19 protein-coding genes and 1 riboswitch are annotated in these 21,367 nt (G+C 57.7%); of the genes, 16 read left to right on the top strand and 3 right to left on the bottom strand.

Annotated elements, in window-relative coordinates; translation table 11 throughout:
• Window positions 1-664: 664 nt before the first annotated feature.
• From HMPREF1207_RS07760 to HMPREF1207_RS07750, 3 genes are read right to left on the bottom strand one after another with little or no spacing between them, the layout of a single operon-like run.
• On the bottom strand, window positions 665-1,693 hold the full coding sequence (locus HMPREF1207_RS07760; RefSeq protein WP_009673136.1) for a membrane protein: 1,029 nt from the start codon (window positions 1,691-1,693) through the stop codon (window positions 665-667).
• Window positions 1,683-2,573 carry an ABC transporter ATP-binding protein gene (locus tag HMPREF1207_RS07755; protein WP_009673082.1) on the bottom strand — a complete coding sequence of 297 codons (891 nt, stop codon included), beginning with the start codon at window positions 2,571-2,573 and terminating at the stop codon, window positions 1,683-1,685. Before HMPREF1207_RS07755 ends, HMPREF1207_RS07760 begins: the two co-directional genes overlap by 11 nt.
• Window positions 2,574-2,586: 13 nt before the next feature.
• Window positions 2,587-2,964 carry a GntR family transcriptional regulator gene (locus tag HMPREF1207_RS07750; protein WP_009673100.1) on the bottom strand — a complete coding sequence of 126 codons (378 nt, stop codon included), beginning with the start codon at window positions 2,962-2,964 and terminating at the stop codon, window positions 2,587-2,589.
• A gap of 251 nt (window positions 2,965-3,215) precedes the next feature.
• On the opposite strand from HMPREF1207_RS07750, the gene HMPREF1207_RS07745 reads away from it, so the two are divergent.
• The 16 genes from HMPREF1207_RS07745 to trpS all read left to right on the top strand — a co-directional run bounded on the left by HMPREF1207_RS07745 (window position 3,216) and on the right by trpS (window position 21,337).
• Window positions 3,216-4,079 (top strand): metallophosphoesterase, encoded by an 864-nt coding sequence (locus HMPREF1207_RS07745; RefSeq protein WP_009673154.1) that lies wholly within the window; start codon window positions 3,216-3,218, stop codon window positions 4,077-4,079.
• A 132-nt stretch (window positions 4,080-4,211) separates the two neighbouring features.
• Complete coding sequence (locus HMPREF1207_RS29720; RefSeq protein ID WP_009673147.1) at window positions 4,212-4,379, top strand: hypothetical protein; 168 nt, start codon at window positions 4,212-4,214, stop codon at window positions 4,377-4,379.
• Window positions 4,380-4,551: 172 nt separating this feature from the next.
• Window positions 4,552-5,337, top strand: a complete 786-nt coding sequence (locus HMPREF1207_RS07740) for a glucose-1-dehydrogenase (protein ID WP_009673188.1) — start codon at window positions 4,552-4,554, stop codon at window positions 5,335-5,337.
• 19 nt (window positions 5,338-5,356) lie between these two features.
• On the top strand, window positions 5,357-7,045 hold the full coding sequence (locus HMPREF1207_RS07735) for a glycoside hydrolase family 13 protein (RefSeq protein ID WP_009673077.1): 1,689 nt from the start codon (window positions 5,357-5,359) through the stop codon (window positions 7,043-7,045).
• A gap of 106 nt (window positions 7,046-7,151) precedes the next feature.
• A riboswitch (cobalamin riboswitch) is annotated at window positions 7,152-7,341 on the top strand.
• A gap of 358 nt (window positions 7,342-7,699) precedes the next feature.
• Window positions 7,700-9,628, top strand: a complete 1,929-nt coding sequence (gene cobJ, locus HMPREF1207_RS07725; protein ID WP_009673129.1) for a precorrin-3B C(17)-methyltransferase — start codon at window positions 7,700-7,702, stop codon at window positions 9,626-9,628.
• Between the two features lie 62 nt (window positions 9,629-9,690).
• The gene (locus HMPREF1207_RS07720) at window positions 9,691-10,869 is read left to right on the top strand and encodes a sirohydrochlorin chelatase (RefSeq protein ID WP_009673137.1); all 1,179 of its coding nucleotides are present in this window, start codon (window positions 9,691-9,693) and stop codon (window positions 10,867-10,869) included.
• Entirely contained in the window at window positions 10,866-11,645 is a 780-nt protein-coding gene (cobK, locus tag HMPREF1207_RS07715; protein WP_009673088.1) for a precorrin-6A reductase, read from the top strand. Before HMPREF1207_RS07720 ends, cobK begins: the two co-directional genes overlap by 4 nt.
• Complete coding sequence (locus HMPREF1207_RS07710; protein ID WP_009673181.1) at window positions 11,645-12,295, top strand: precorrin-8X methylmutase; 651 nt, start codon at window positions 11,645-11,647, stop codon at window positions 12,293-12,295. Before cobK ends, HMPREF1207_RS07710 begins: the two co-directional genes overlap by 1 nt.
• Window positions 12,296-12,305: 10 nt before the next feature.
• Window positions 12,306-13,442, top strand: a complete 1,137-nt coding sequence (locus HMPREF1207_RS07705; protein WP_009673103.1) for a cobalt-precorrin-5B (C(1))-methyltransferase — start codon at window positions 12,306-12,308, stop codon at window positions 13,440-13,442.
• Window positions 13,439-14,695: a bifunctional cobalt-precorrin-7 (C(5))-methyltransferase/cobalt-precorrin-6B (C(15))-methyltransferase gene (locus HMPREF1207_RS07700; RefSeq protein WP_009673159.1), complete on the top strand. Its 1,257-nt coding sequence runs from the start codon at window positions 13,439-13,441 to the stop codon at window positions 14,693-14,695. Before HMPREF1207_RS07705 ends, HMPREF1207_RS07700 begins: the two co-directional genes overlap by 4 nt.
• Complete coding sequence (gene cobI, locus HMPREF1207_RS07695) at window positions 14,692-15,468, top strand: precorrin-2 C(20)-methyltransferase (RefSeq protein ID WP_009673099.1); 777 nt, start codon at window positions 14,692-14,694, stop codon at window positions 15,466-15,468. The genes HMPREF1207_RS07700 and cobI overlap by 4 nt, the downstream gene beginning before the upstream one ends.
• Window positions 15,465-16,241: a precorrin-4 C(11)-methyltransferase gene (cobM, locus tag HMPREF1207_RS07690; RefSeq protein WP_009673080.1), complete on the top strand. Its 777-nt coding sequence runs from the start codon at window positions 15,465-15,467 to the stop codon at window positions 16,239-16,241. Before cobI ends, cobM begins: the two co-directional genes overlap by 4 nt.
• The gene (locus tag HMPREF1207_RS07685) at window positions 16,238-17,584 is read left to right on the top strand and encodes a cobalt-precorrin 5A hydrolase (RefSeq protein ID WP_009673183.1); all 1,347 of its coding nucleotides are present in this window, start codon (window positions 16,238-16,240) and stop codon (window positions 17,582-17,584) included. The genes cobM and HMPREF1207_RS07685 overlap by 4 nt, the downstream gene beginning before the upstream one ends.
• A 29-nt stretch (window positions 17,585-17,613) precedes the next feature.
• The gene (locus tag HMPREF1207_RS07680; protein WP_009673116.1) at window positions 17,614-19,194 is read left to right on the top strand and encodes a cobyrinate a,c-diamide synthase; all 1,581 of its coding nucleotides are present in this window, start codon (window positions 17,614-17,616) and stop codon (window positions 19,192-19,194) included.
• 151 nt (window positions 19,195-19,345) lie between these two features.
• Window positions 19,346-19,918, top strand: a complete 573-nt coding sequence (locus HMPREF1207_RS07675; protein WP_009673134.1) for a nitroreductase family protein — start codon at window positions 19,346-19,348, stop codon at window positions 19,916-19,918.
• Window positions 19,919-20,353: 435 nt separating this feature from the next.
• Complete coding sequence (gene trpS / locus HMPREF1207_RS07670) at window positions 20,354-21,337, top strand: tryptophan--tRNA ligase (protein ID WP_009673161.1); 984 nt, start codon at window positions 20,354-20,356, stop codon at window positions 21,335-21,337.
• The last annotated feature ends 30 nt before the right edge of the window (window positions 21,338-21,367 follow it).

Here is a 21,367-nt window from a genome sequence, read left to right as displayed (position 1 = left end):
AAGGGGTGTCTTGCTCTTTTCGGTTATGCTGCCGCAAATCGGTCAGCCGGTAGGACAGGCCGCGGTATCGTCGCCTTCCGGATGTTCGGGAAGGCATGTGCCCTACATGCTTGTCCAGCGCTATAGCCGGATTCGCCTGAATCGTGTTTTGAACCGGATGAGCGCAGCTGATGGAAATTGGGTATTGCAAAAAATGATTCGTCTATGATATAATATGTAATTGTATTGTTAAACCCTCTTTTTTAGTTCCTCTTTTATGAATAACATTCCTCCACCGAATCAAATTCCAACAACCCTAAGAATTTGTTTACCGTGTTACTTGATTCACACTGGCGCGGTCATCGGAGCCGCAAGGATGAAAGAGAGGCAGGGCTTTCATTGTTTTAGGAACACTAATTGGTCATTTCTTTATTCAGAGATCATTAGGAACTAGAAAACAAGGCCGTTTCTTCGAGCCTTCTATATGAGCATACTAACGACATTTTCTATAGAAACGGCAGTGGGTTTCTTTCCGCCATAGTAGCCATGGCACAGGAAGAAGCAGATGGACACATAACCGCTACAGGCAGTAAAACGAACATACGAAAAACCCGTCAGCATGGCTGGCGGGTTTTTTCTGTTTCCGGTTGTTTTTGCGGTGCTCGTTTTATCTCAGTAGTCGATTTCAAATGAATTTGAAACGGCGTTTCAGCAGGAAACGGAGAATGAAATAAACCGCAGCTCCGCCCAAGAGGAAAGCAAAGCAGTAGGCATAATCGTACGCGCCGTTTTGCTTATATTGATAGTAGGCGTAAGTGAAATTTTTGGCGACAAGCCCGGCAAAACAAGCTCCGCAAACTACGACGCTCCACAAAAAGTAAGGTTCCAGGCGGGGAAAAAGAATGGCCTTGCCGTTGTTCTCCGGTTTGTTTTTCGAATAAGCGTAAAGCCCGGCCCCCAGGAAAATTAAAATGTAAACCGCACATATCCCGAACAGATAAAGCGAAGTCGGTGGATACCAGCTGTCCGTAACTAGAACCAGAGGGTTTAAATAATGCCAATTGGATCTAACAACCGGGGGTAATAGCTCTCTATATCCGGACCAGTAAACGGAGAAGAAAGAACTTAACATACTCTTGAGGCCCATCGGCAGCACGCCGGCGACTATGGCTAGAAGAATCTGTGTCAAAGCCCCGCCCGTGAACGTTCCTGCAAACAGGACGATGGTGTACCAAGCGGTTAATATGAGGATTGAACGAAAGATCTCACGCACGTGGACAGACAGAGTGAAATAGTCATGGAACGGCGATAAGAGAATCACGACAATATCCAGTGCGTTCGTGAGGAGAACCGATCCGAGGATAAAAATAATGCCCAGAAGCCATTTGTTCCAGTAAATTTGAGTGCGTTTGAACGGCAGCGAAAAGGTGAAATCCTGATGAAGGCCGCGCCGCTCCATGCCAATAAGCAGGACCGCGGCTCCCAGTGCCAGGACGGCAAGCGCAATCCGGTAGTGAATAAACTCATTTCCGTATATCGTGGCGTTTTCCGGATGCTCACGCATAAAAAGCAGCTTCCATTTAATGTTCATTGGATTAAAAATCAAGTCGTTCATCCGGCTAAAAACCAGAAACAGAAACCCTGCCGCAGGCATAAGCCATAGCAGCAGCTTGGCTTGCTTGTAGTCTTTTTTCCACAGTGCTTTAGACAACATGTTCGTCACCCTCTCCCAGACGGTATTCAAATACATCTTCCAATTGGATGGGAAGCCGATCGACCAGCAGCGGATTCAGGTGTTGAAGATGCTGGAGAGTTTGCCCCGAATCGTCCTGGAGCAGGAGGAGCGTATAAACGCCGCCCACATGGCTTGCGACTCTCACCTGAGGCAGACTCAGGAAATCCCCCGGCGGCTCTCCGTTGAACACGACCTGCAGCTTATGCAGGGCTCCTTTGGTTTCCTCCAGAGAGGAGACGGACTCCAGCTTTCCTTCCCGGATCATGACGACCGTGTCCGCGATGCGCTCCAGTTCCTGCAACTGATGGGACGAAATGAGAACGGACGTGCTCCCGCCCGCGACTTCTTCGACCAGGAAGGAAAGCACCTGCTTGCGGACGATCGAATCCAGACCGTTCGTTGGTTCATCGAGGAGAATGAGGCTGGCTTTCGACGAAAAAGCGAGAAGTATGCCCATAAGCGCCTTCATGCCTTTTGAGAAGGTGCGGATTTTTTTGCGCTCCGGAAGATGAAATCTGCGGAGCTGGTCCGCAAAATAAACCGGCTCGAAGTCGGGATAGGCAAGACGATAAAGGTCCGCGCAATCCTTGGCCGTGTAGCCTCCCAGCATATCAAGGGAATCGGGGACATATACGATATTCCGCTTGGCATCGGGATGCTCGTGAATCGAACGGCCTTCCCATCGGACTTCTCCGTGGTCCGGGTCCAGAATGCCGGCAAGGGTCCGGAGCAGGGTGGTTTTGCCGGCTCCGTTGCGGCCGACGAGCGCGGCGATGGAGCCTTGGCCGAGCTCGAACCGGATATCTTCCAGGACAGGATGCCCGTCGATGCGTTTGCTGAGAGCTTCAACGTTTAGCATAATTGATACTCCTTTACTCCTTGATTTCTTTGTAAAATTGTTCGGTCCAGCCTTTGATCTGGTCGGCACCGATTCCGAGATAAGTGGCTTCGACAAGAAGCTGACGGAAAGTGGAGCGGAACTTCTCAAGGCGCTCTTTTTCCATACCCGGTGAAGATGGCTTGGCGACAAAGGTGCCTTTACCGCGCAGCGTTTCGATGATGCCCTGGCGCTCCAGTTCCTGGTAAGCCTTGCTGACCGTATTCGGATTGACGAGGACCGCGGCGGAGAGTTCCCGGACAGAGGGCAGACGGTCTCCCTGCCGCAGCGCCCCCTTGAGTATGAGTTCTTTCATTCCTAGTATGATTTGTTCGTATATGGGAAGTTCGCTTCGCTCGTTGATTTTGATCATCGGAGGAGGCACCCCTTTCTTGGCGGTTAGTAGGATGAAGAACTCGTGGTGTCGATAGGGCGGGTAAAATTTAAAGTGTACTATTTAACGTAATACACTTAGTACAATAAAGAGGATAAAGAGGTTTTGTCAACCGGATTTTTCCGGAGCCTTAACGGTGCTGGAGAAGAAAAGTTGCGTTTTTGGCCTTCCGGCCGGAGACATGTTAAGATCAAGTACAAACGAAACCGGAGAAAGGAAAAGGAAACACGATGGACCCCAATCCGAAGATGACACGCAGAGCCTTTCTGGCAAAAGGCAAATTTCTGGCAGGCGCTTTGTTGGCAGCCCCTTTTGTTTCCTACGGATACGCGCGGTTTGCCGAACCGCACTGGATCCGCACCAAGCATGTCCGGCTGGAGCTGGAACGGCTGCCGCAGGCGTTCGATGGCGTACGTGTCGTCCAGTTCAGCGATGTTCACGTCGGACCCTATCTGGCGCCCGGAGATCTGCCGCAGCTTGTGGACATGATCAACGCGCTCAAGCCGGATTTGCTGTGCTTCACCGGCGATTTGTACGATTACCGCGTGTACGACGCTTCCGCAGTCAGTCAGGCATTGGCGGCACTCAAGGCACCGCTGGGTAAATTCGCGGTACTCGGCAATCACGATTATTACGGCTCACCCGGGGAGACGGAGAAGGTGCTGAAGCCGGGAGGCTTCGAGCTGCTCACGAACCGGTCCGTCGCGGTCGGCAAAGACAAGGCGCTGATCCGGGTGGCCGGCGTCGATGACATGTGGGAAGGCCGCCCCGATCTGAACCGGGCGCTGAAAGGCGTACGCCGAGACGACTTCGTGCTCCTGCTGTCCCACGCCCCGGATTTCGCGGATATCGCGCTGGAAGCGCCGGTCGATATGCAGTTGTCCGGGCACAGCCATGGGGGGCAGGTCCGGCTGCCGTTCTACGGCGCGATTACGACGCCGATGTACGGACGGAAGTATGTCGACGGCTTGTACAAACTCGGCGGCGGCAAGCTGCACGTGTACACGAACCGGGGCATCGGCATGACGATGCACCCCGTCAGGTTCTGGTGCAGGCCCGAGCTGACGGTGTTCACGTTAAAAAAGCGCTTGTAACGCCCCGGAGGACGGCAGCACCGACGGTGTATCGCTCAATTTAACCGAATGCGGGCTGACATCCACTCCATCTTAGCGGAACTACATATAGTGTACGGTAAGACATTAACTCACCGAGAGGGGATACGAAAGATGGGTTATGTTGGAGGAGTAGGCGGAATAGGCGGAGTAGGCGGAGTAGGCGGAGTAGGATACGGAGGCGGAGGCTACGGCGGATACGGGGGCATAGGCACGAGCGTAGGTGCCATTCTGGTTCTGTTCATTCTGCTGGTTATTATCTCCCGCACGTTCCTGTACTAATTTCCTTATAAGTTCCGTCGGCCGGGTTAACGGCCGTAAGCGTTCATGAACAAACTCCAGGCTGCTTGCAGCCGGGGTTTGTTCTTTTTTATGCGTTTTTTCCTTCTAAAACGTTTAATTAAGGTGGAGGTCTTCTGCGAGGCCCGCATTCCAAAATCAAGGAGGTACCGCCATGTACAAGGATTTGGAAGGAAAAACGGTTGTCATCACGGGAGCGTCCACGGGGATAGGAAGAGCGGCTGCGGTCCGTTTCGGCCAAGAGAAAGCGAATGTCCTGATCAATTACTTGAGCCATGAAGAAAACATTCCCGCCTTGATCGCTGAAGTGGAAGCCGCGGGGGGCAGAGCGCTGGCCATCCGGGGAGACGTGACCAAAGAAGAGGACGTGAAGAAGCTGGTGGAAACCGCCCACGAGCATTTCGATTCTCTGGACGTGATGATCAACAACGCGGGAATCGAGAATGAAGTTCCTTCTCAGGAGCTGTCCGCCGACGAATGGCGCAAAGTGCTGGACGTGAACCTGACCGGGGCGTTTCTCGGCAGCCGGGAAGCCATCTCCTATATGCTGGAGCATGAAATCAGAGGGGCCGTTATCAACGTTTCAAGTGTGCACGAAATGATCCCTTGGCCCCATTTCGTCCATTATGCGGCGAGCAAAGGCGGCATCAAAATGATGACCGAAACGCTGGCGCTGGAGTTTGCGCCCAAAGGAATCCGGGTGAACAATATCGGGCCGGGGGCTATCAACACGCCCATCAATGAAACGAAATTCGCCGACGAGCAGGCGCGCGCCGGCGTGGAAGCCCTCATTCCGATGGGGTATATCGGCAAACCGGAAGAGATTGCGGCCGTAGCCGCCTGGCTGGCCTCGTCGGAGTCAAGCTATGTCACCGGCATTACGCTGTTCGCGGACGGAGGGATGACGAAATATCCGTCGTTCCAAGGAGGAAGAGGCTGAGGGAGAGGAGAGAATTCACATGAACCAAACATGGTGGAAAGAAAGTGTCGTGTACCAAATTTATCCGTCCAGCTTCAAGGATTCGGACGGGGACGGCCGAGGGGACCTGCGCGGGATCATTTCCAAGCTGGATTATCTCGCGGAGCTTGGCGTCAACGTCATCTGGCTGTGTCCCGTTTACCGCTCGCCGGGCGCCGACAACGGCTACGATATCAGCGATTATTACGAGATCGATCCGCAGTACGGCACGATGGAGGATTTTGACGAGCTGCTTCTGGAAGCGCGCAAGCGCGGGCTGAAAATCATGATGGATCTTGTGCTGAATCATACCTCCGATCAGCATGCCTGGTTTAAAGAATCGCGTTCTTCCAGGGACAATCCCAAACGCGACTATTATATCTGGAGGAAGGGGAGAGAGGGGCTCTTCCCGAACAACTGGGAGTCCTACTTCAGCGGAAGCGTCTGGGAGCACGACCCGGAGACGGATGAGTATTACATGCATCTGTATTCGAAGCATCAGCCCGACCTCAACTGGGAGAACGACGAAATGGTCGACGAGCTTTTCAGAATGGTGCAATGGTGGCTAGGCAAGGGAGTCGACGGTTTCCGCTTCGATGCCATCGCTCATATCGTAAAAGCGCAGGGGCTGCCGGATGCCGATAATCCTCGGCATTTGCCCGTTGTGCAGGCTTACCAGCTTTTTTCGAACCTGGAAAAGGTACATACGCTGCTGCACAAACTCAATGACCGGGTGCTGTTTAACTATGACATCATGACGGTCGGCGAAACATCCGGACTGGGTCCGGAGCAGGCGCTGGATTACGTGGGGGACGAGCGCCATGAGCTGAACATGGTTTTCCAGTTCGAGCATATGAATCTGGATGCGGCTTCCGCCGGGACGGGCAAATGGGAGTCGAAGCCGTGGACCCTGCTGGAGCTGAAAAAGGTGATGAGCCGCTGGCAGACGGTCCTTCACGGCAAAGGCTGGAACGCCAACTATCTCGGCAATCACGATCAGCCCCGTCCCGTTTCGAGGTTCGGAGATGAAGGCCGGTACCGGGTGGAATCCGCGAAAATGCTGGCTGCGTTTCTCCTGACGCTGGAGGGGACGCCGTATATTTTTCAGGGGGAAGAAATCGGCATGACCAATGTCGAATTCGATCTGATCGGCGATTACCGCGATGTGGAAACGATCAATTACTACAAGCAGGCCAAGCTGCTCGGCAAGCCCCAGGACGAAGTCATGAAGGCGATCTGGAAAAAAAGCCGGGACAACGCCCGCACCCCCATGCAGTGGGATGACACGGCAAACGCCGGATTTACGACGGGGGAACCGTGGATCAAGGTCAACCCGAATTATCCCGGGGTCAATGCGGCGGCAGCGGCAGCCGATCCGCAGTCCGTCTACCACTACTACCGCAGCCTAATCGCGCTTCGCAAAAAGCATCCCGTCATCGTTTACGGCGAATACAAGCTTCTGCTTCCGTTGGACACGGAAATTTATGCGTATACGCGGACGCTGAACGGGGAGAAGCTGCTGGTGATTCTGAACTTTTTCGACGGAACGCCGGAGTTTAGATGGCCGGAAGAGCTGGGAGAGGGGAAGGACGCGGAACTTCTCATTTCAAATTACGATCCCGTCTCCGTCGAGGATACCGGCGTCCTCAAACTGCGGCCTTATGAAGCCAGAGTTTATCTGCTCGGTTGAGGGGGGCGTTTTATCGGCATAGACAAGTTCTTTGACCGGATGTTATGATGAACAGAACACAATCGAATATGGTAAAAACAGGTGCGGAGCCCATTCGAACGGATCAGACAGTCCATAAGAAGCGGGTTCGGCTTAAAACGGGAAGTTCGGTGAAAGACCGACGCGGACCCGCCACTGTAAGGAGCCCCCTGCAATCGCAGGGGAAAATTTTTTTCGGCATGAACGTCACTGGATTTTCCGGGAAGGCGCCGAAGAAAGCTCCGAGCCAGGAGACCTGCCTGTTTAAATAACACTAGATAACCTACGAGGATTTAGGGAGGTGTTGAGAACGGCTGAATCGCTGCCAACGGCGGCTTGCCGGAACGTGGGCGTACAAGACTGCCCGGGGCCGGCGACTGTGCGGGTTGGAAGCATATGCGGGATATTCCCGCTTAATGGCTCGAAAGTTCGAAGCATTTCTATCCGAAGAGGGTGGAAATGCTTTTTTTTATTGTCCGGACGAGACGGGAAGGCAAACGGCAGGCCGCCGGAAGGCGCACTGCCGTGCATATAGAAGGCCGCCTGTACGAAGCGGACAGGAAGGCCGGACTGCTTGATAACGGTTGTTCAGCGTAAGCGCTGGAGCTTTTTTTACAGGGAAGAGGAGGAATGGGAATGGCCGGTAAACTGCTTATCATCGGATTTGGCCCCGGGGACGAAGCCCATATTACAAAACGCGCGCGCGAGGCGATTTCGGAAAGCGAAGTCATTATTGGCTATAACACTTACGTGGATCTGATACGCAGCCTGATCGACGGCAAACAGGTCGTGCGTACGGGCATGACCGAGGAAGTGAGCCGTGCGCAGGAAGCCGTCAGACAGGCGGAGGCCGGGCGTAAGGTGGCCGTTATATCCAGCGGCGATGCGGGCGTCTACGGTATGGCGGGTCTCGTGTACGAGGTGCTGATCGAGAAAGGGTGGAAGCCGAGCGATGGCGTGGAAGTCGAAATCGTGCCCGGCATCTCGGCGATCAACTCGTGCGCTTCGCTGCTTGGAGCTCCCGTCATGCACGACGCATGCACGATCAGCCTCAGCGATCACCTGACGCCGTGGGATCTCATCCGGCGCAGAGTCGAAGCGGCCGCATCCGCCGATTTCGTCATCGCGCTGTACAACCCGCGGAGCGGCAGAAGAACACGCCAGATCGTGGAGACGCAGCAGATTTTGCTGAAACACCGCTCTCCCGATACTCCGGTGGGTATCGTCAAAAGCGCCTACCGCGACAGGGAGCACGTCGTGTTGACCACGCTTGCTGAGATGCTGGAGCATGACATCGGCATGCTTACTACCGTGATCATCGGCAACTCCGCGACCCGCAACTACGAGGGACTCATGATTACGCCAAGGGGCTATCAGCGCAAGTATACGCTGGACAGCGATATTCAGCCCCTGCGCCCTCATGAGCGTCTCCGGCGGGAAGCCGAGCCGTGGGCTCTGGAGCAGGAAGCGGAAACCGGCGCGGAAACGGAAGCGGTCCTGCCGGGACAGCCCGGACAGCCCGGTGCCGCTCTCCGGTCCGCGGAGCAGCGGGAAGCCGGCAGCGCCGGTCTGCCGTCCTTCTTCGACGAGGACGAGTACGGGGATGACGGCTACGGCGAATACAGCCCCGAAGCCGAAGGGACCGGTACTGCCGACGACTACGACCGCGAAGATTCGCCGGTCCGCATACAAGCTGCCGGGACACGGTCCGCGTACGATACGCCCGCGTCTTCGGGGGCCGTGGAGTACGGGGTCTCGGCGGTTGCGGTCGCCGTCCGTCCGCCTGCCGCACCTGCGGCTTCCGTCGAGGCTCCGGCTCCTACCGCGTATGAGCTTGCGGAAGAAGCGCTCCGTCTCGTGACGGGCGAGCCCGGCGGAACGGCTCCCTCCGCTTCCCCAAGCGGATTTTTCCGCCAGCAGGCTATTCTCGAGTTCGCCGTCAGCCCCGGACTCGCGAACAAAAACCTCACCGCCAAACAGCTGATGGTCCTCGCGGCCGCTGTCGGCGATACAGGAACGATGGAGTATACCCCCCATCATCAACTGCTCGTCAAGCTGCGGACCGATGATCCCGATTCCGTAACGAAACGGCTTCGCGGAGAAGGGCTTCTGCTGGCTCCGGTCGGCGATGTGGTCCAGATCAAGGCCTGCGACTTCTGCAATATGGACAAGGGCGACGCCGTGCCGTATGCGGAGGAGCTTCACGATCTTCTGGGCGGAGCGGCCGTGCCCAAAGAGATGAAAATCGGTTTCAACGGCTGCGGCATGGCCTGCTACGGCGCGGTGAAGGAAGATATCGGCATCGTGTACCGCCGGGAGAAGTTTGATCTGTTCCTCGGGGGAAAAACGGTCGGCCGCAATGCCCACGCGGCGCAGCCCGTTGCGGAAGGCATCGAGCCGGACAAGCTGGTCGAGACCATAGAGCGGATCGTCGCCCGGTACCGGAACGAAGGGCACCCGAACGAACGGTTCCATAAGTTTTTTGCCCGCGTAAAAGAGCTGGAGGGCTACCGTCACCGGGAAGTCCCCGCTTTTCAAATCGAAAACGCTTTGTGCGGAGATTAACGAACCCGTAAACACGAGGAGTTCTTTTCAATACAGGGATACAAAAAAAGGAGGCAGAACCGATGGATGCGGTACTGTTTGTAGGTCACGGAAGCCGTGACGCGGAAGGGAACAGCGAGGTCCGGGCGTTTGTAAGCCGGCTCGCCGAAACAATGGAGCAGGCCATTATCGAAACCTGTTTTCTGGAGCTTGAAAAACCGACAATTTCGCAAGGGATACAGACTTGCGTCAACAGAGGAGCCACACGGATTGCCGTGGTGCCGATCATTTTATTTTCCGCCGGTCATGCCAAAATTCATATTCCGGGCGCCATTGACGAAGCGAAAGAGCGTTACCCAGGCGTGCAGTTCATTTACGGACGGCCGATCGGCGTACATGAAGGTGTAGTGGACATCATGACGGCAAGGCTGGGCGGGGCGGACCGGTTCCGCGAGGAAACGCCGGGGGATACCGCCGTACTGGTAGTCGGACGCGGAAGCAGCGATCCCGATGCGAACAGCGAGCTGTTCAAAATTTCCCGCCTGCTCTGGGAAAAGCTTCAGGTTCCCTGGGTCGAAACGGCATTTATCGGCGTAACGGCGCCGCTTCTGGAGAACGGGATCGAACGCTGCCTGAGATTGGGCGCGAAGAAAGTGATCGTGCTTCCTTATTTTCTTTTTACGGGGATTCTGATCAAACGGATGGAAGGCATGCTGCTCGACTTCTCTCTGCGCTATCCCGATTGTACGTTTGAGATGACGGATTATTTCGGCCTTGATCCGATTCTTGGGGGCATTCTCCGCGACCGCGCGGGCGAGGCGCTTCAGGACGAGGTGAAAATGAACTGCGACATGTGCTCCTTCCGCCTGGAAGCGATGAAACATATCGATCACCACCATCATCACGACCACGATCATGATCACCACCATGAACACGAGCATCACCACGGGCACCATCATGAGCACGGGCACGATCACGGGCATGCACACGAACATGAACACCATCACGAGCATGATCACGTTCACGGTCATGCTCACGACCATGGGCAGCATGCGCACAGTCATGAGCATGAACATACCCACGCGCACGAGCATGCACAAGCCCATGCGCATGAAGAGCACGCGCACAGCCACGCGGATGACCGCCGTGCCGCAAGCGAGGCCGGCGCCACCGGCGGCGAAGCGTCCCACCGGGCGGCTGCGTCCCCGTCTGCGCCGGGCCCCGTAGCCGCAGGCGCGGACGGCAGGGAGGGAGGACGATGATCCTCCTCCTGGCCGGCACGAGCGACGCCCGCGAGCTCGCGGTGCTGCTGGCGCAGGCCGGGCACCGCGTGCTGGCGACGGTCGTCACCGACAGCGCCGCCAAGAGCCTGACCGACGCCGGCATCGCCGCCGCCGTCGGTCGCCTCGACGCCGAAGCTCTGGCGGCGCTCATCCGGCGCGAAGAGGTCTCGCTCGTCGTAGACGCGAGCCATCCCTTCGCGGAGGAAGCCTCGCGCAACGCCATGACGGCGTCGAAAGCGGCGGCTGTGCCGTACGTCCGCTACGAACGGGAAGGGTCGGACCTGCAGGTCCGGCCCGGCATCGTGTTTGCGGACGATTACGCGCACGCCGCCGAGCTGGCGGCCGTTCGCGGCGGTGTTGTCATGCTGACGACGGGCAGCAAGACGCTGCATATTTTTGCCCGGCGCCTTGGCGGGCTCCCGGACGTGAGGCTCGTCGCCCGCATGCTCCCGCGTCTTGACAATATGGAGAAGTGCGAGGAGCTCGGGATCGAGCAGCGCAATATCGTGGCGATGCAAGGGCCTTTTTCCAAGGAATTGAACAAGGCGCTCTATGCGCATTACGGCGTAACGCTGATGATTACCAAAGAAAGCGGAAAGGTCGGCGCGGTGGACGAGAAGCTCGAAGCGGCTCTGGAGATGGGGATCGAGACGATCGTGATCGGCCGTCCGGGCCTGGAATACGGCATTCATTTTTCCGATTATGAGGGCGTGCTGAAAGCGGCCGCCGATCTTTTGCAGGAGGGATCTTCCTAATGGACTTTCGTACCGAATTTAAACCGCTGACGGTTCAGCCGCAGGAAATAGAAGCGAAAAGTTTTGAGATGATTACGGAGGAGCTGGGTTCTCACGACTTTACCGAAGAGCAGTACCCGGTTGTCCAGCGGGTCATTCACGCATCGGCCGATTTCGAGCTGGGTCGAAGCCTTGTTTTTCATCCCCGTGCCATAGAAGCCGGAATTGAAGCGATCCGTGCGGGCCGCACGGTCGTGGCGGACGTTCAGATGGTGCAGGTGGGAATCAGCAAACCCCGCATCGAGAAATTCGGCGGCAAGGTCAACGTTTACATCTCCGATCCGGACGTGATGGAAGAGGCCAAAAGGCTGAACACGACACGCGCGATCATTTCGGTCCGCAAGGCGATCCGTGAAGCGGAAGGCGGGATTTTCGCCATCGGGAATGCTCCTACGGCTTTGCTGGAGCTGATCCGTCTGGTCAAGGAAGGCGAGGCGCGCCCGGGACTTATCGTAGGCGTTCCGGTCGGTTTCGTATCCGCGGCGGAATCCAAAGAAGAGCTGCTTCAGCTCGACGTGCCGTTCATTACGAATATCGGCCGCAAAGGAGGCAGCCCGGTCGCGGTCGCGGCAGTCAATGCGCTGTCTCTGATGGCAGAGAAGCGGGGGTAAGCTTACGCCTATGGAAGAGCAGGCAGCCAAACCGCTCCGCCACGGCTACACGACAGGCTCCTGTGCCGCGGCTACGGCCAAGGCGGCTCTGACCGCGCTGATCGAGCAGGAGCTGCAAAGCGAAGCGACGATCCGGCTGCCGATCGGGGAGGTCGTCACGTTCACGATGACGGCCTGCTCGGTCGGAGAGGAATCGGCTTCTGCCGAGACGATCAAAGACGGGGGCGACGACCCCGATGCGACTCACGGCGCCCGGATTATTACCGAGGTGAAGTGGCGATCGGAACCCGGGATCGTCATCGACGGCGGAATCGGAGTAGGCCGGGTCACGAAACCGGGTCTGCCCGTTCCGGTCGGCGAGGCGGCGATCAACCCCGTTCCGCGCAAAATGATCCGGGAAGCGGTGGAAGACGTCCTGAACGTTTACGGTTCCGACCGCGGCGTTCAAGTAGTCGTTTCCGTTCCGGACGGCGAGGAAATCGCGAAGAAAACATTGAACGGCCGTTTGGGGATCATCGGCGGCATTTCTATTCTGGGAACGCGGGGAACCGTCGTCCCTTTTTCCACGTCGGCCTACAAAGCGAGCGTGGCCCAGGCGATCCGGGTCGCCGTACGCTGCGGCTGCGAGCACATCGTGCTCTCGACCGGAGGACGTTCGGAGAAGTTCGGCATCGACCTGTATCCCGGGCTGTCGGAAGAAGCTTTTGTCGAGATGGGGGACTTTGTCGGCTTCGCTTTGAAGCAGTGCCGGGGCCAAGGCGTGAAGAAGATTACGCTCGTCGGCATGATGGGCAAGTTCTCCAAGCTGGCGCAGGGCGTCATGATGGTCCATTCCAAAAGCGCCCCGGTGGATTTCGGGTTTCTCGCCGAGCTCGCGGAAGCGGCCGGCGCGGACGCGGAGCTCATCGGCGAGGTGCTCTCGGCCAACACGGCCTCCCAGGTGGGGGACCGGATGCAGGAGCTGGGCCTGACGGCTTTCTTCGAGGAAATGAGCAGCCGCTGCTGCCGGGAAAGCTTGAAGGAAATGGGAATGGAGCAGGCGGCGCGGGAGAACGACGGATCTGTCACGATTGAAACGTTCCTGATCTCCATGAAAGCCCAGCTTCTGGGTCAGGCTGTTTTATACGGAAAGGGGAAAGACAAGTGAACAAACCCATTAAAGTGATCGGGATAGGGGACAACGGAGCGGACAGCCTGCTCCCGGCGTACCGGCAGTGGATCGAGGAAAGCGAGGTGCTGGTCGGAGGGGAGCGGCATCTGGCTTTTTTTCCGGATTACCGGGGAGAGAAGAAGGTGCTGAAAGGCGGCTTGTCGGCAATGACGGATGGGCTTGCGGCAGAGGAGCGGACGGTTGTCGTGCTGGCATCGGGCGATCCCCTGTTCTACGGCATCGGCTCCCTGCTCGCGCGTAAGCTCCAGGTGGAGCTGTATCCGTATTTGAGCTCGCTCCAGCTTGCTTTCGCCCGGATGGGCGAGAGCTGGCAGGACGCGCACGTCGTGTCCCTGCACGGCCGCAGCATCAAGGGCCTCGCGCAGCGAATCGACGGCAGGCCGAAGGTAGCGCTGCTGACGGACGAGCATAATACGCCGGCCGCTATCGCCGCTTATCTGCTCGAATACGGCATGACCGAATACCGCGCCTTCGTAGCCGAGAATGCCGGGGGAGCCGCCGAGCGCACGGGCTGGTACGAGCTGGAGCAGCTTGCGCGTACCGAGTGCGCTCCGCTTAACCTGGTGGCGCTGAAGCGTACGGGTCCTTCACCGGTCTGGCCGCTCGGCATTCCCGATGAGCAGTTCGCCCAGCGCAAGCCGGACAAAGGGCTTATCACCAAACGCGAGGTGCGCGTGCTGAGTCTTGCCCAGCTCGCTCTCCGGCCGGACAGCGTGGTGTGGGATATCGGGACCTGTACCGGTTCCGTTGCCATCGAGGCGGGAAGGATCGCCCGCGAGGGGGCGGTTTTTGCCATCGAAAAAAACGAGGGAGACCTCGCCAACTGCCATGAAAACGCGCGGCGTTTCCGGGTCGATCTGACGGCCGTGCACGGAAGGGCGCCTGAAGGACTGGAGGCGTTCCCCGATCCCGATGCGATTTTCATCGGCGGTACCGGCGGAGAGATGAGAGAACTCCTGCGCATCTGCGCTTCGAGGCTGAAGAAAGGGGGCCGCATTGTGCTCAATGCCGTCACCATCGAGAATTTAAGCGATGCGATGCGCGCTTTTGCCGAAGAAGGGATGCGGACGGACATCCAGCTCGTCCAGATTTCGCGGAGCAAGCCGATTTTGCAGCTGACGCGTTTTGACGCGCTGAATCCGGTCTATATCTTGACGGCCGCGCACCCTCCTGAAGAAAACACGGATACATTCGACATACCTGCAGAAAAAGGAGACACAGCCACATGAGCGAATATGCAGCAAGCGGCACCCTTTCGGGTGGTGCCGGGCAACCCGCGAATCGCGCGGAATCAAGCGGAACAGGGACCCTGTACGGGCTTGGAGTCGGTCCGGGGGACCCGGAGCTTCTGACCGTTAAAGCGTTCCGCATTCTCAAGCAGTCCCCGGTAATCGCGTATCCGCGCAAAAAAAGCGGCGCCCAGAGCTACGCGCTGAAGATTGCGGAGACTTACGTCGATACGACGGCGAAGGAAATGCTGGGGCTTACTTTTCCGATGACGAAAGACCGGGAAGCCCTCGAAAAAAGCTGGAACAAGACGGTGGATGCCGTATGGGAACATCTGGCCGCGGGCCGGGATGTCGCGTTTCTTACGGAGGGCGATCCCATGCTTTACAGCACGTTTATCCATATGATGCGTTTTCTCAAGCAGCGCCATCCCGAAGCGAAAACCGTATCGGTCCCGGGCATTTCTTCGGTCAACGCCTCGGCATCCCGGCTCGGCATTCCGCTGGCGGACGGAGACGAGCGGATCGCCATCGTTCCGGCAACGGACGATTACGGGGCGGTCCGGGAAGCGATCGAAGAACACGACTGCGTCGTGTTTATCAAGGTGGCGAAAGTGATCGATCTTATGCTGCAGGTGCTCGGGGACCTCGGTCTTACGGACAAAGCGGCCGTGCTCACGAAAGTGACGTCCGCCGAAGAGTCCGTCTGGCTGGATGTGCGGGAACTCCAGGGCCGGCAGCTTGAATATCTGACTTTGATGGTGGTGAGAAAATGAGCCGTGTGGTTATTATCGGCGCGGGGCCCGGAGATCCCGATCTGATCACGGTAAAAGGACTACGGCTGCTGCAGGAGGCCGATGTCGTCCTGTATACGGATTCACTTGTTAACGACGACCTGATCGCCCGGGCCAAACCCGAGGCCGAGGTGCTCAAAAGCGCGGGCATGGAGCTGGACGAAATGGTCGCCCTTATGATCAAGCGGGTGGAGGAAGGAAAGCTGGTCGCGCGCGTTCATACGGGCGATCCTGCCGTGTACGGAGCGATTATGGAACAGATGACTCTGCTCAAAAAAGCCGGCGTTCCCGTCGAAATCATTCCGGGCGTAAGCTCGGTATTCGGCGCCGCCGCTGCGCTTCAGGCGGAACTTACGATCCCGGACCTCACTCAGACGCTCATTCTGACGCGGGCGGAGGGCAGAACGCCTGTGCCGGAAGCCGAGCAGCTCCGTGAGCTGGCCAAGCATCACTGCACCCTGGCTTTGTATTTAAGCGCAACGCTGGTCAAAAAGGTCGTCGGAGACCTGCTGGAAGCGGGCTGGAGCAAGGATACGCCGGTAGCCGTCGTACAGAAAGCAACCTGGCCCGACGAGCTGATCGTCCGCACGACGGTGGAGAATCTGGAAGCGGATATGCGGAGCAACGGGATTCGATCCCATGCGATGATTCTTGCAGGCTGGGCGCTGGACCCTCATATCCACGATAAGGAATACCGCTCCAAGCTGTATGACAAATCGTTTACGCACCGCTACCGCCGCGGGGTGAAGCCATGATTTCCCTCCAGGAAGGAATCGTGCCGGAAATCCGGGTACGCTCCGATTACGCGGTTATCGCCATCACGAAGCACGGGGTGGAGCTTGCCCGCAACTTGCTCCGGTCTTTTGGCGGCGTGGACGTGTATTACATGAGCAAGTTCGCGCGCGGGGATGAGGACGTTGTCTCTGCCGGAAGCGCGGAGGGATTAATGTCCGCAAGCGCAGACGGGGGCCGGGCCGCGGGTTCCAGCGTGGCTGGAGCGGAGGCATCGGCCCGGGCGGACGCCGCAAACGCGGCGGTATCCGCGGCGGATATCGCACCCGCCGGTACGGCCGGGACCACGCCAGTCGATGCGGCTGCTCCCAGCACGGCAAGCAGCCCTTACGGGGGCATCCAATTGTTCGAAGGCAGCGTCAGGATGCTGTTTCCCGCGTTATTTCCCGCGTACAAAGGGATTATCTGCATCATCTCGCTCGGAGCCGTAGTGCGCATGATTGCGCCGCTGCTCCAGGACAAGAAAAAAGACCCGGGCATCGTCGTCATCGACGACAAAGGGGAGCATGTCATCAGTGTGCTGTCTGGACATTTGGGCGGCGCGAACGAGCTGGCCCGTGAAGTCGCCGCCGCGATGGGGGCCCGTGCGGTCATCACGACGGCTTCGGATGTCCAGAAAACGATCGCCGTCGATTTATTCGGCCGCCGATTCGGCTGGGAGTGGGAATCCGCCGACAAACTGACCCCGGTCAGCGCTTCGGTAGTCAACGAAGAGCAGGTCGCCGTCGTCATCGAATCCGGGGAGCCGGGCTGGTGGACTCTGGACACTCCCGTTCCGCCAAATATCCGCAGCTACGGCAGTGTGCAAGAGGCGCTGGAAGCGGGACCGCATGCCGCGCTCGTCGTCACGCACAGGCTGCTGTCATCGGCCGAGCAGGCGATTCTGAGCAATGGCGTCCTTTACCGGCCGAAGGTGATCGTACTCGGCATAGGCTGCAACCGGGGAACGCCTGCCGAAGAGATCGAGGAAGTGATCGCTTCCACGCTGGCCGAACTGGATTTTTCGATCCTCAGCGTAAAGACGGTGTGTACCATCAACCTGAAGGCGGATGAGGAGGGACTTCTGGCCGTTTGCGGCAAGTATGGCTGGCCTTTGGTCACTTATACGCCGGAGGAGCTGAACGAAATGCCGATGAATCAGCCGTCCCCTACCGTGTTCAAATATACGGGCGCTTACGGGGTTAGCGAGCCTGCCGTCCAAAGATACATCGGCGCCTCCGTTCCCCTGGCCCTTGTGAAGAAAAAATCGGGAAACGTAACGATTTCAGTCGGCATTCAGCCGTTCACCGAAGAGCTTCCCCAGTAATAACGGCACATGGAAAGAGAGGAACAGAGATGGCTGCTGAGCAGGAAAAAGAACCGGGAATCCTCTCCGGAACGGCGGAAACGTCTGCCGCGGATTTTGTCCCGGAAGCGGGCGGTCTGATCGTCAGCCGGGCTAAGCGGCTCGTCATCGCAGGAACGGGCAGCGGCGTCGGCAAGACGACGGTCACGATCGGCGTTATGGCCGCCTTGAAAGCGAGAGGCTTGTCCGTACAAGGCTTCAAGTGCGGTCCGGATTATATCGATCCGACCTATCACACCGCGGTTACGGGCCGTCTGTCCCGCAACCTGGACAGTTGGATGCTTCCGGCGGACACCGTACGCGAGATTTACTGCCGGGCGTCCCGGGACGCCGACATCGCCGTCATCGAAGGCGTAATGGGTTTTTATGACGGCAAAAACCCGAAAACGAACGAAGGCAGCTCGGCCGAAATTAGTTTACTGCTTGATTGCCCGGTCATTCTGGTCGTGAACTGCAAAAGCATGGCGCGCAGCGCGGCCGCTATCGTGAAGGGCTTCCAGCTCCTGGACCCGCGCGTCAGGATCGCCGGGGTTTTCGCCAATCTGGTCGGCAGCGAGGGGCATTACCGGATCGTGCGGGACGCTATCGAGCAGGAGTGCGGGGTCCCGGTAATCGGCTACATTCTGCGGGACGAGAATCTGGCGATGCCGGAACGTCATCTGGGGCTGGTCCCGTCCATCGGGCGGGGCGAGCTGTCGCCGTTCTTCTCGCAGCTGGCGGAGCGCATTTCCGCTCATACGGATTTGGAGCGGCTCTTGCAGGCTGCCGATACGGAGCCGCTGGAAGCGTCTGCCCGGATCTTCCGGCCGCAGGAAGCGGATGGAAGCGGCACAGCCCCGGAGGCGTCGCGCAGCCCGCTGGCAGGCGCAGACGCGGATGCGGATGCGGCTCCCGAGACGGTCCGCCCGCCGGAACCCCGGGTGCGTATCGCGGTCGCCAAGGACGCGGCTTTCCATTTCTACTACCCGGAAAATCTGGAACTGCTTCAAGCTTACGGGGCGGAGCTCGTTTATTTCTCCCCGCTTGCCGGAGAGAAGCTGCCCGCAGGTGTTGACGGGCTCTACCTGGGAGGAGGCTTCCCGGAGGAGTTTGCCGAACGCCTGGCGGAGCTTCAGGAGATGAAGCAGTCCATCGCCGAGGGCATCGGATCGGGTCTGCCGACCTTGGCGGAGTGCGGCGGGTATATGTTCCTGACCGACGCGATCGTGGACACCTCCGGCAGGCAGTATCCGATGCTCGGCCTCGTTCCGGGCAAGGTGACTATGCAGACCAAGCTTGCGGCGTTAGGCTACAGGGAAGCGACGGGGACGGAAGGGAATTTCCTGCTCGGTCCGGGCGATACGGCGAGAGGACACGAATTCCATTATTCCGTATTCGAGCCTGCGGCGTCTGCGACGCTCCCGCCGGCGTACAAAACGAAAGGAATGCGCGGATCGAAGGAAGAGGGGGCGCTTAACGGCAGCCTCGTATCGGGGTACACCCATCTTCATTTCGCTTCCAATCCCGACATGCCGCGCAGATGGATCGAGAAATGCCTTCTTTTCCGGAAGATGGGGGACAGCCTTGTTTAACAGACTGGCCCAAATTCCCGGATGACTTTTTAGCCTGTGCGAGAAGAGAAGGATTCGGCTTGCTGTTTTAGAGCCATACCGAACGATTTTAAGGAATGACTAACATTTCGAAGTTATCTGTAACCCAAACTTTTTCGGAGGTGCACCATACATGACTACAGCCGCAGCATCTATTCTGAACCTGCTGAACAAAAGGCGTGCCGTGCGCGGGTACACGGAGCATCCGGTCGAGGAGCAGGATATCCGTACGCTTTTGCAAGCGGCCGTTACAGCGCCTAACGACAGGCTCAGAGAGCCCTGGCATTTTTACGTCATCCAAGGAGAAGCCAAGGCACGCTATGAGGCTGCTGCCGAAGCTTTTCTGACGGAAAGATTTCCGACCAAGCCTCATCTGGTGGAAGAGACGATGAAGGCCGTCAAAGGCGTGCCGCTCGTCATCGTCGTGACTGCGGACGTCATTCCCGGCGACGAACCTTCCAGCCGCGACAACGAATATGCGGCCGCCTGCGCGATATACGGCATGTGGCTTACGGCCGAAGAGATGGGTCTGGGCCTTGTTTGGCGGACCCGGGGAGTGGGGCTGGTCCATGACGGGCGCATGCACGAGTTTATCGGTTCGCCCGAGAACCGGAAGGTCGTCGGGACTCTTTTTATCGGTCACCCGGCAGAGCCCGCGAAACCTACGGCAAGAACCCCTTATGAAGAGAAAACGACCTGGCTGTAGTTTTCCGCTGTCGTTTGACATTAAGAGCAAACGGGGTATAATAAATAAAAATCGATGCAATCAACGCGAAGACGGGAACAAGTAAGCGGTATTCGTTCCGTACAGAGAGCCGGTGGGTGGTGTGAACCGGCGGAACATGCAGGCCGAATGGATCCCCGAGCTTAAAGTGGAACGGAAAGCGGACCGGCGATGACGGTTCATGGAACCAGCTGCTTTTTTTAAGCGGCACGGACCTTTCCCAGTATACGGAAACGGCTTTTCTCCCCGTTATCGGAGACGAAGGTTTGTTCTTTTTGCGGTCCGCGGATTTCGGGTGCGGTACCTGCAGCAGGCAAACGAATAAGGGTGGCACCGCGGTCTCTCGTCCCTTCGACGAGAGGCCTTTTTTGCGTTTATTTCCCAATCCAAATTCAGATTCAAACAGGAGGTTTTGTCATGAAACGCGTACTCTCGGGCATTCAGCCAAGCGGTCAATTAACGCTCGGCAACTATATCGGGGCCCTTCGCAACTTTGTTAAACTCCAGAACGAGCATACCTGCTATTTCATGATCGTGGATCTTCATGCCATCACGGTTCCTCAGGACCCGGCCGCATTGAAAGAACAGACGGAATCGGTAGCGGCGCTTTATCTGGCCTGCGGAATCGATCCTGCCAAAGCCAGCGTCTTCCTGCAGTCCACGGTCAAGGAGCATGCCGAGCTGGGATGGCTCCTGACGACGCTGACTTACATCGGCGAACTGGAACGGATGACCCAGTTCAAAGACAAATCGGCCGGTAAGGAATCTGTCGGCGCCGGGCTGTTCACGTACCCTTCGCTGATGGCGGCGGACATCCTGCTGTACAACGCGGACCTCGTTCCGGTAGGCGAGGATCAGAAGCAGCACCTGGAGCTTACGCGCGACCTAGCGGCCCGCTTTAACCACCGCTACGGAGATACGTTCACGATTCCGGAGCCGTATATTCCGGAAGTGGGGGCGCGCATCATGTCGCTGGACGACGCTTCCAAGAAAATGAGCAAGAGCAATCCGAACCCCGGCAGCTTCATCGCCATGCTGGATGAGCCTTCGGTAATCCGTAAAAAGCTCAGCCGCGCCGTGACGGACTCGGGCCGCGAAGTGAAGTTCGATCCTAAGAACAAGCCGGAAGTCAGCAACCTCATGGGCATTTATTCCCAATGTGCCGATATGACGGTAGCCGAGGTGGAAGCGAGATACGAAGGCCAAGGCTACGGCGCCTTCAAGAAAGATCTCGCCGAAGTCGTCGTGGAGGCACTGGAGCCGATTCAGCAGCGTTACCGCGAGATCCGCGAATCCGGAGAGCTTTACGATGTGCTCCGCAAGGGGGCGGCCGAAGCGTCGGAGCTTGCGGGAGAAACGATTAAGCAGGTTAAAGAACGGATGGGCTTTGTTCTTCTGTAAAGCAAATTAAAAAAAGCGCCGCAGCGGCGC

Origin of the sequence: Paenibacillus sp. HGH0039 (assembly GCF_000411255.1) — a bacterium.
Lineage (GTDB): Bacteria > Bacillota > Bacilli > Paenibacillales > NBRC-103111 > Paenibacillus_F.
The sequence above is the reverse complement of the archived record's forward strand: the minus strand, read 5'-3'. Positions and strand labels throughout refer to the sequence as shown.

What these genes read in the sequence shown, in the direction of transcription:
- trpS (WP_009673161.1), top strand. Translation starts at nt 20,354, where the DNA reads ATGAAACGCGTACTCTCGGGCATTCAGCCAAGCGGTCAATTAACGCTC.
- HMPREF1207_RS07685 (WP_009673183.1), top strand. Translation starts at nt 16,238, where the DNA reads ATGATTTCCCTCCAGGAAGGAATCGTGCCGGAAATCCGGGTACGCTCC.
- HMPREF1207_RS07745 (WP_009673154.1), top strand. Translation starts at nt 3,216, where the DNA reads ATGGACCCCAATCCGAAGATGACACGCAGAGCCTTTCTGGCAAAAGGC.
- HMPREF1207_RS07740 (WP_009673188.1), top strand. Translation starts at nt 4,552, where the DNA reads ATGTACAAGGATTTGGAAGGAAAAACGGTTGTCATCACGGGAGCGTCC.
- HMPREF1207_RS07760 (WP_009673136.1), bottom strand. Translation starts at nt 1,693, where the DNA reads ATGTTGTCTAAAGCACTGTGGAAAAAAGACTACAAGCAAGCCAAGCTG.
- HMPREF1207_RS07755 (WP_009673082.1), bottom strand. Translation starts at nt 2,573, where the DNA reads ATGCTAAACGTTGAAGCTCTCAGCAAACGCATCGACGGGCATCCTGTC.
- HMPREF1207_RS07735 (WP_009673077.1), top strand. Translation starts at nt 5,357, where the DNA reads ATGAACCAAACATGGTGGAAAGAAAGTGTCGTGTACCAAATTTATCCG.
- HMPREF1207_RS07680 (WP_009673116.1), top strand. Translation starts at nt 17,614, where the DNA reads ATGGCTGCTGAGCAGGAAAAAGAACCGGGAATCCTCTCCGGAACGGCG.
- HMPREF1207_RS07710 (WP_009673181.1), top strand. Translation starts at nt 11,645, where the DNA reads ATGGACTTTCGTACCGAATTTAAACCGCTGACGGTTCAGCCGCAGGAA.
- cobM (WP_009673080.1), top strand. Translation starts at nt 15,465, where the DNA reads ATGAGCCGTGTGGTTATTATCGGCGCGGGGCCCGGAGATCCCGATCTG.
- HMPREF1207_RS07705 (WP_009673103.1), top strand. Translation starts at nt 12,306, where the DNA reads ATGGAAGAGCAGGCAGCCAAACCGCTCCGCCACGGCTACACGACAGGC.
- HMPREF1207_RS29720 (WP_009673147.1), top strand. Translation starts at nt 4,212, where the DNA reads ATGGGTTATGTTGGAGGAGTAGGCGGAATAGGCGGAGTAGGCGGAGTA.
- HMPREF1207_RS07675 (WP_009673134.1), top strand. Translation starts at nt 19,346, where the DNA reads ATGACTACAGCCGCAGCATCTATTCTGAACCTGCTGAACAAAAGGCGT.
- cobJ (WP_009673129.1), top strand. Translation starts at nt 7,700, where the DNA reads ATGGCCGGTAAACTGCTTATCATCGGATTTGGCCCCGGGGACGAAGCC.
- HMPREF1207_RS07720 (WP_009673137.1), top strand. Translation starts at nt 9,691, where the DNA reads ATGGATGCGGTACTGTTTGTAGGTCACGGAAGCCGTGACGCGGAAGGG.
- cobK (WP_009673088.1), top strand. Translation starts at nt 10,866, where the DNA reads ATGATCCTCCTCCTGGCCGGCACGAGCGACGCCCGCGAGCTCGCGGTG.
- HMPREF1207_RS07750 (WP_009673100.1), bottom strand. Translation starts at nt 2,964, where the DNA reads ATGATCAAAATCAACGAGCGAAGCGAACTTCCCATATACGAACAAATC.
- cobI (WP_009673099.1), top strand. Translation starts at nt 14,692, where the DNA reads ATGAGCGAATATGCAGCAAGCGGCACCCTTTCGGGTGGTGCCGGGCAA.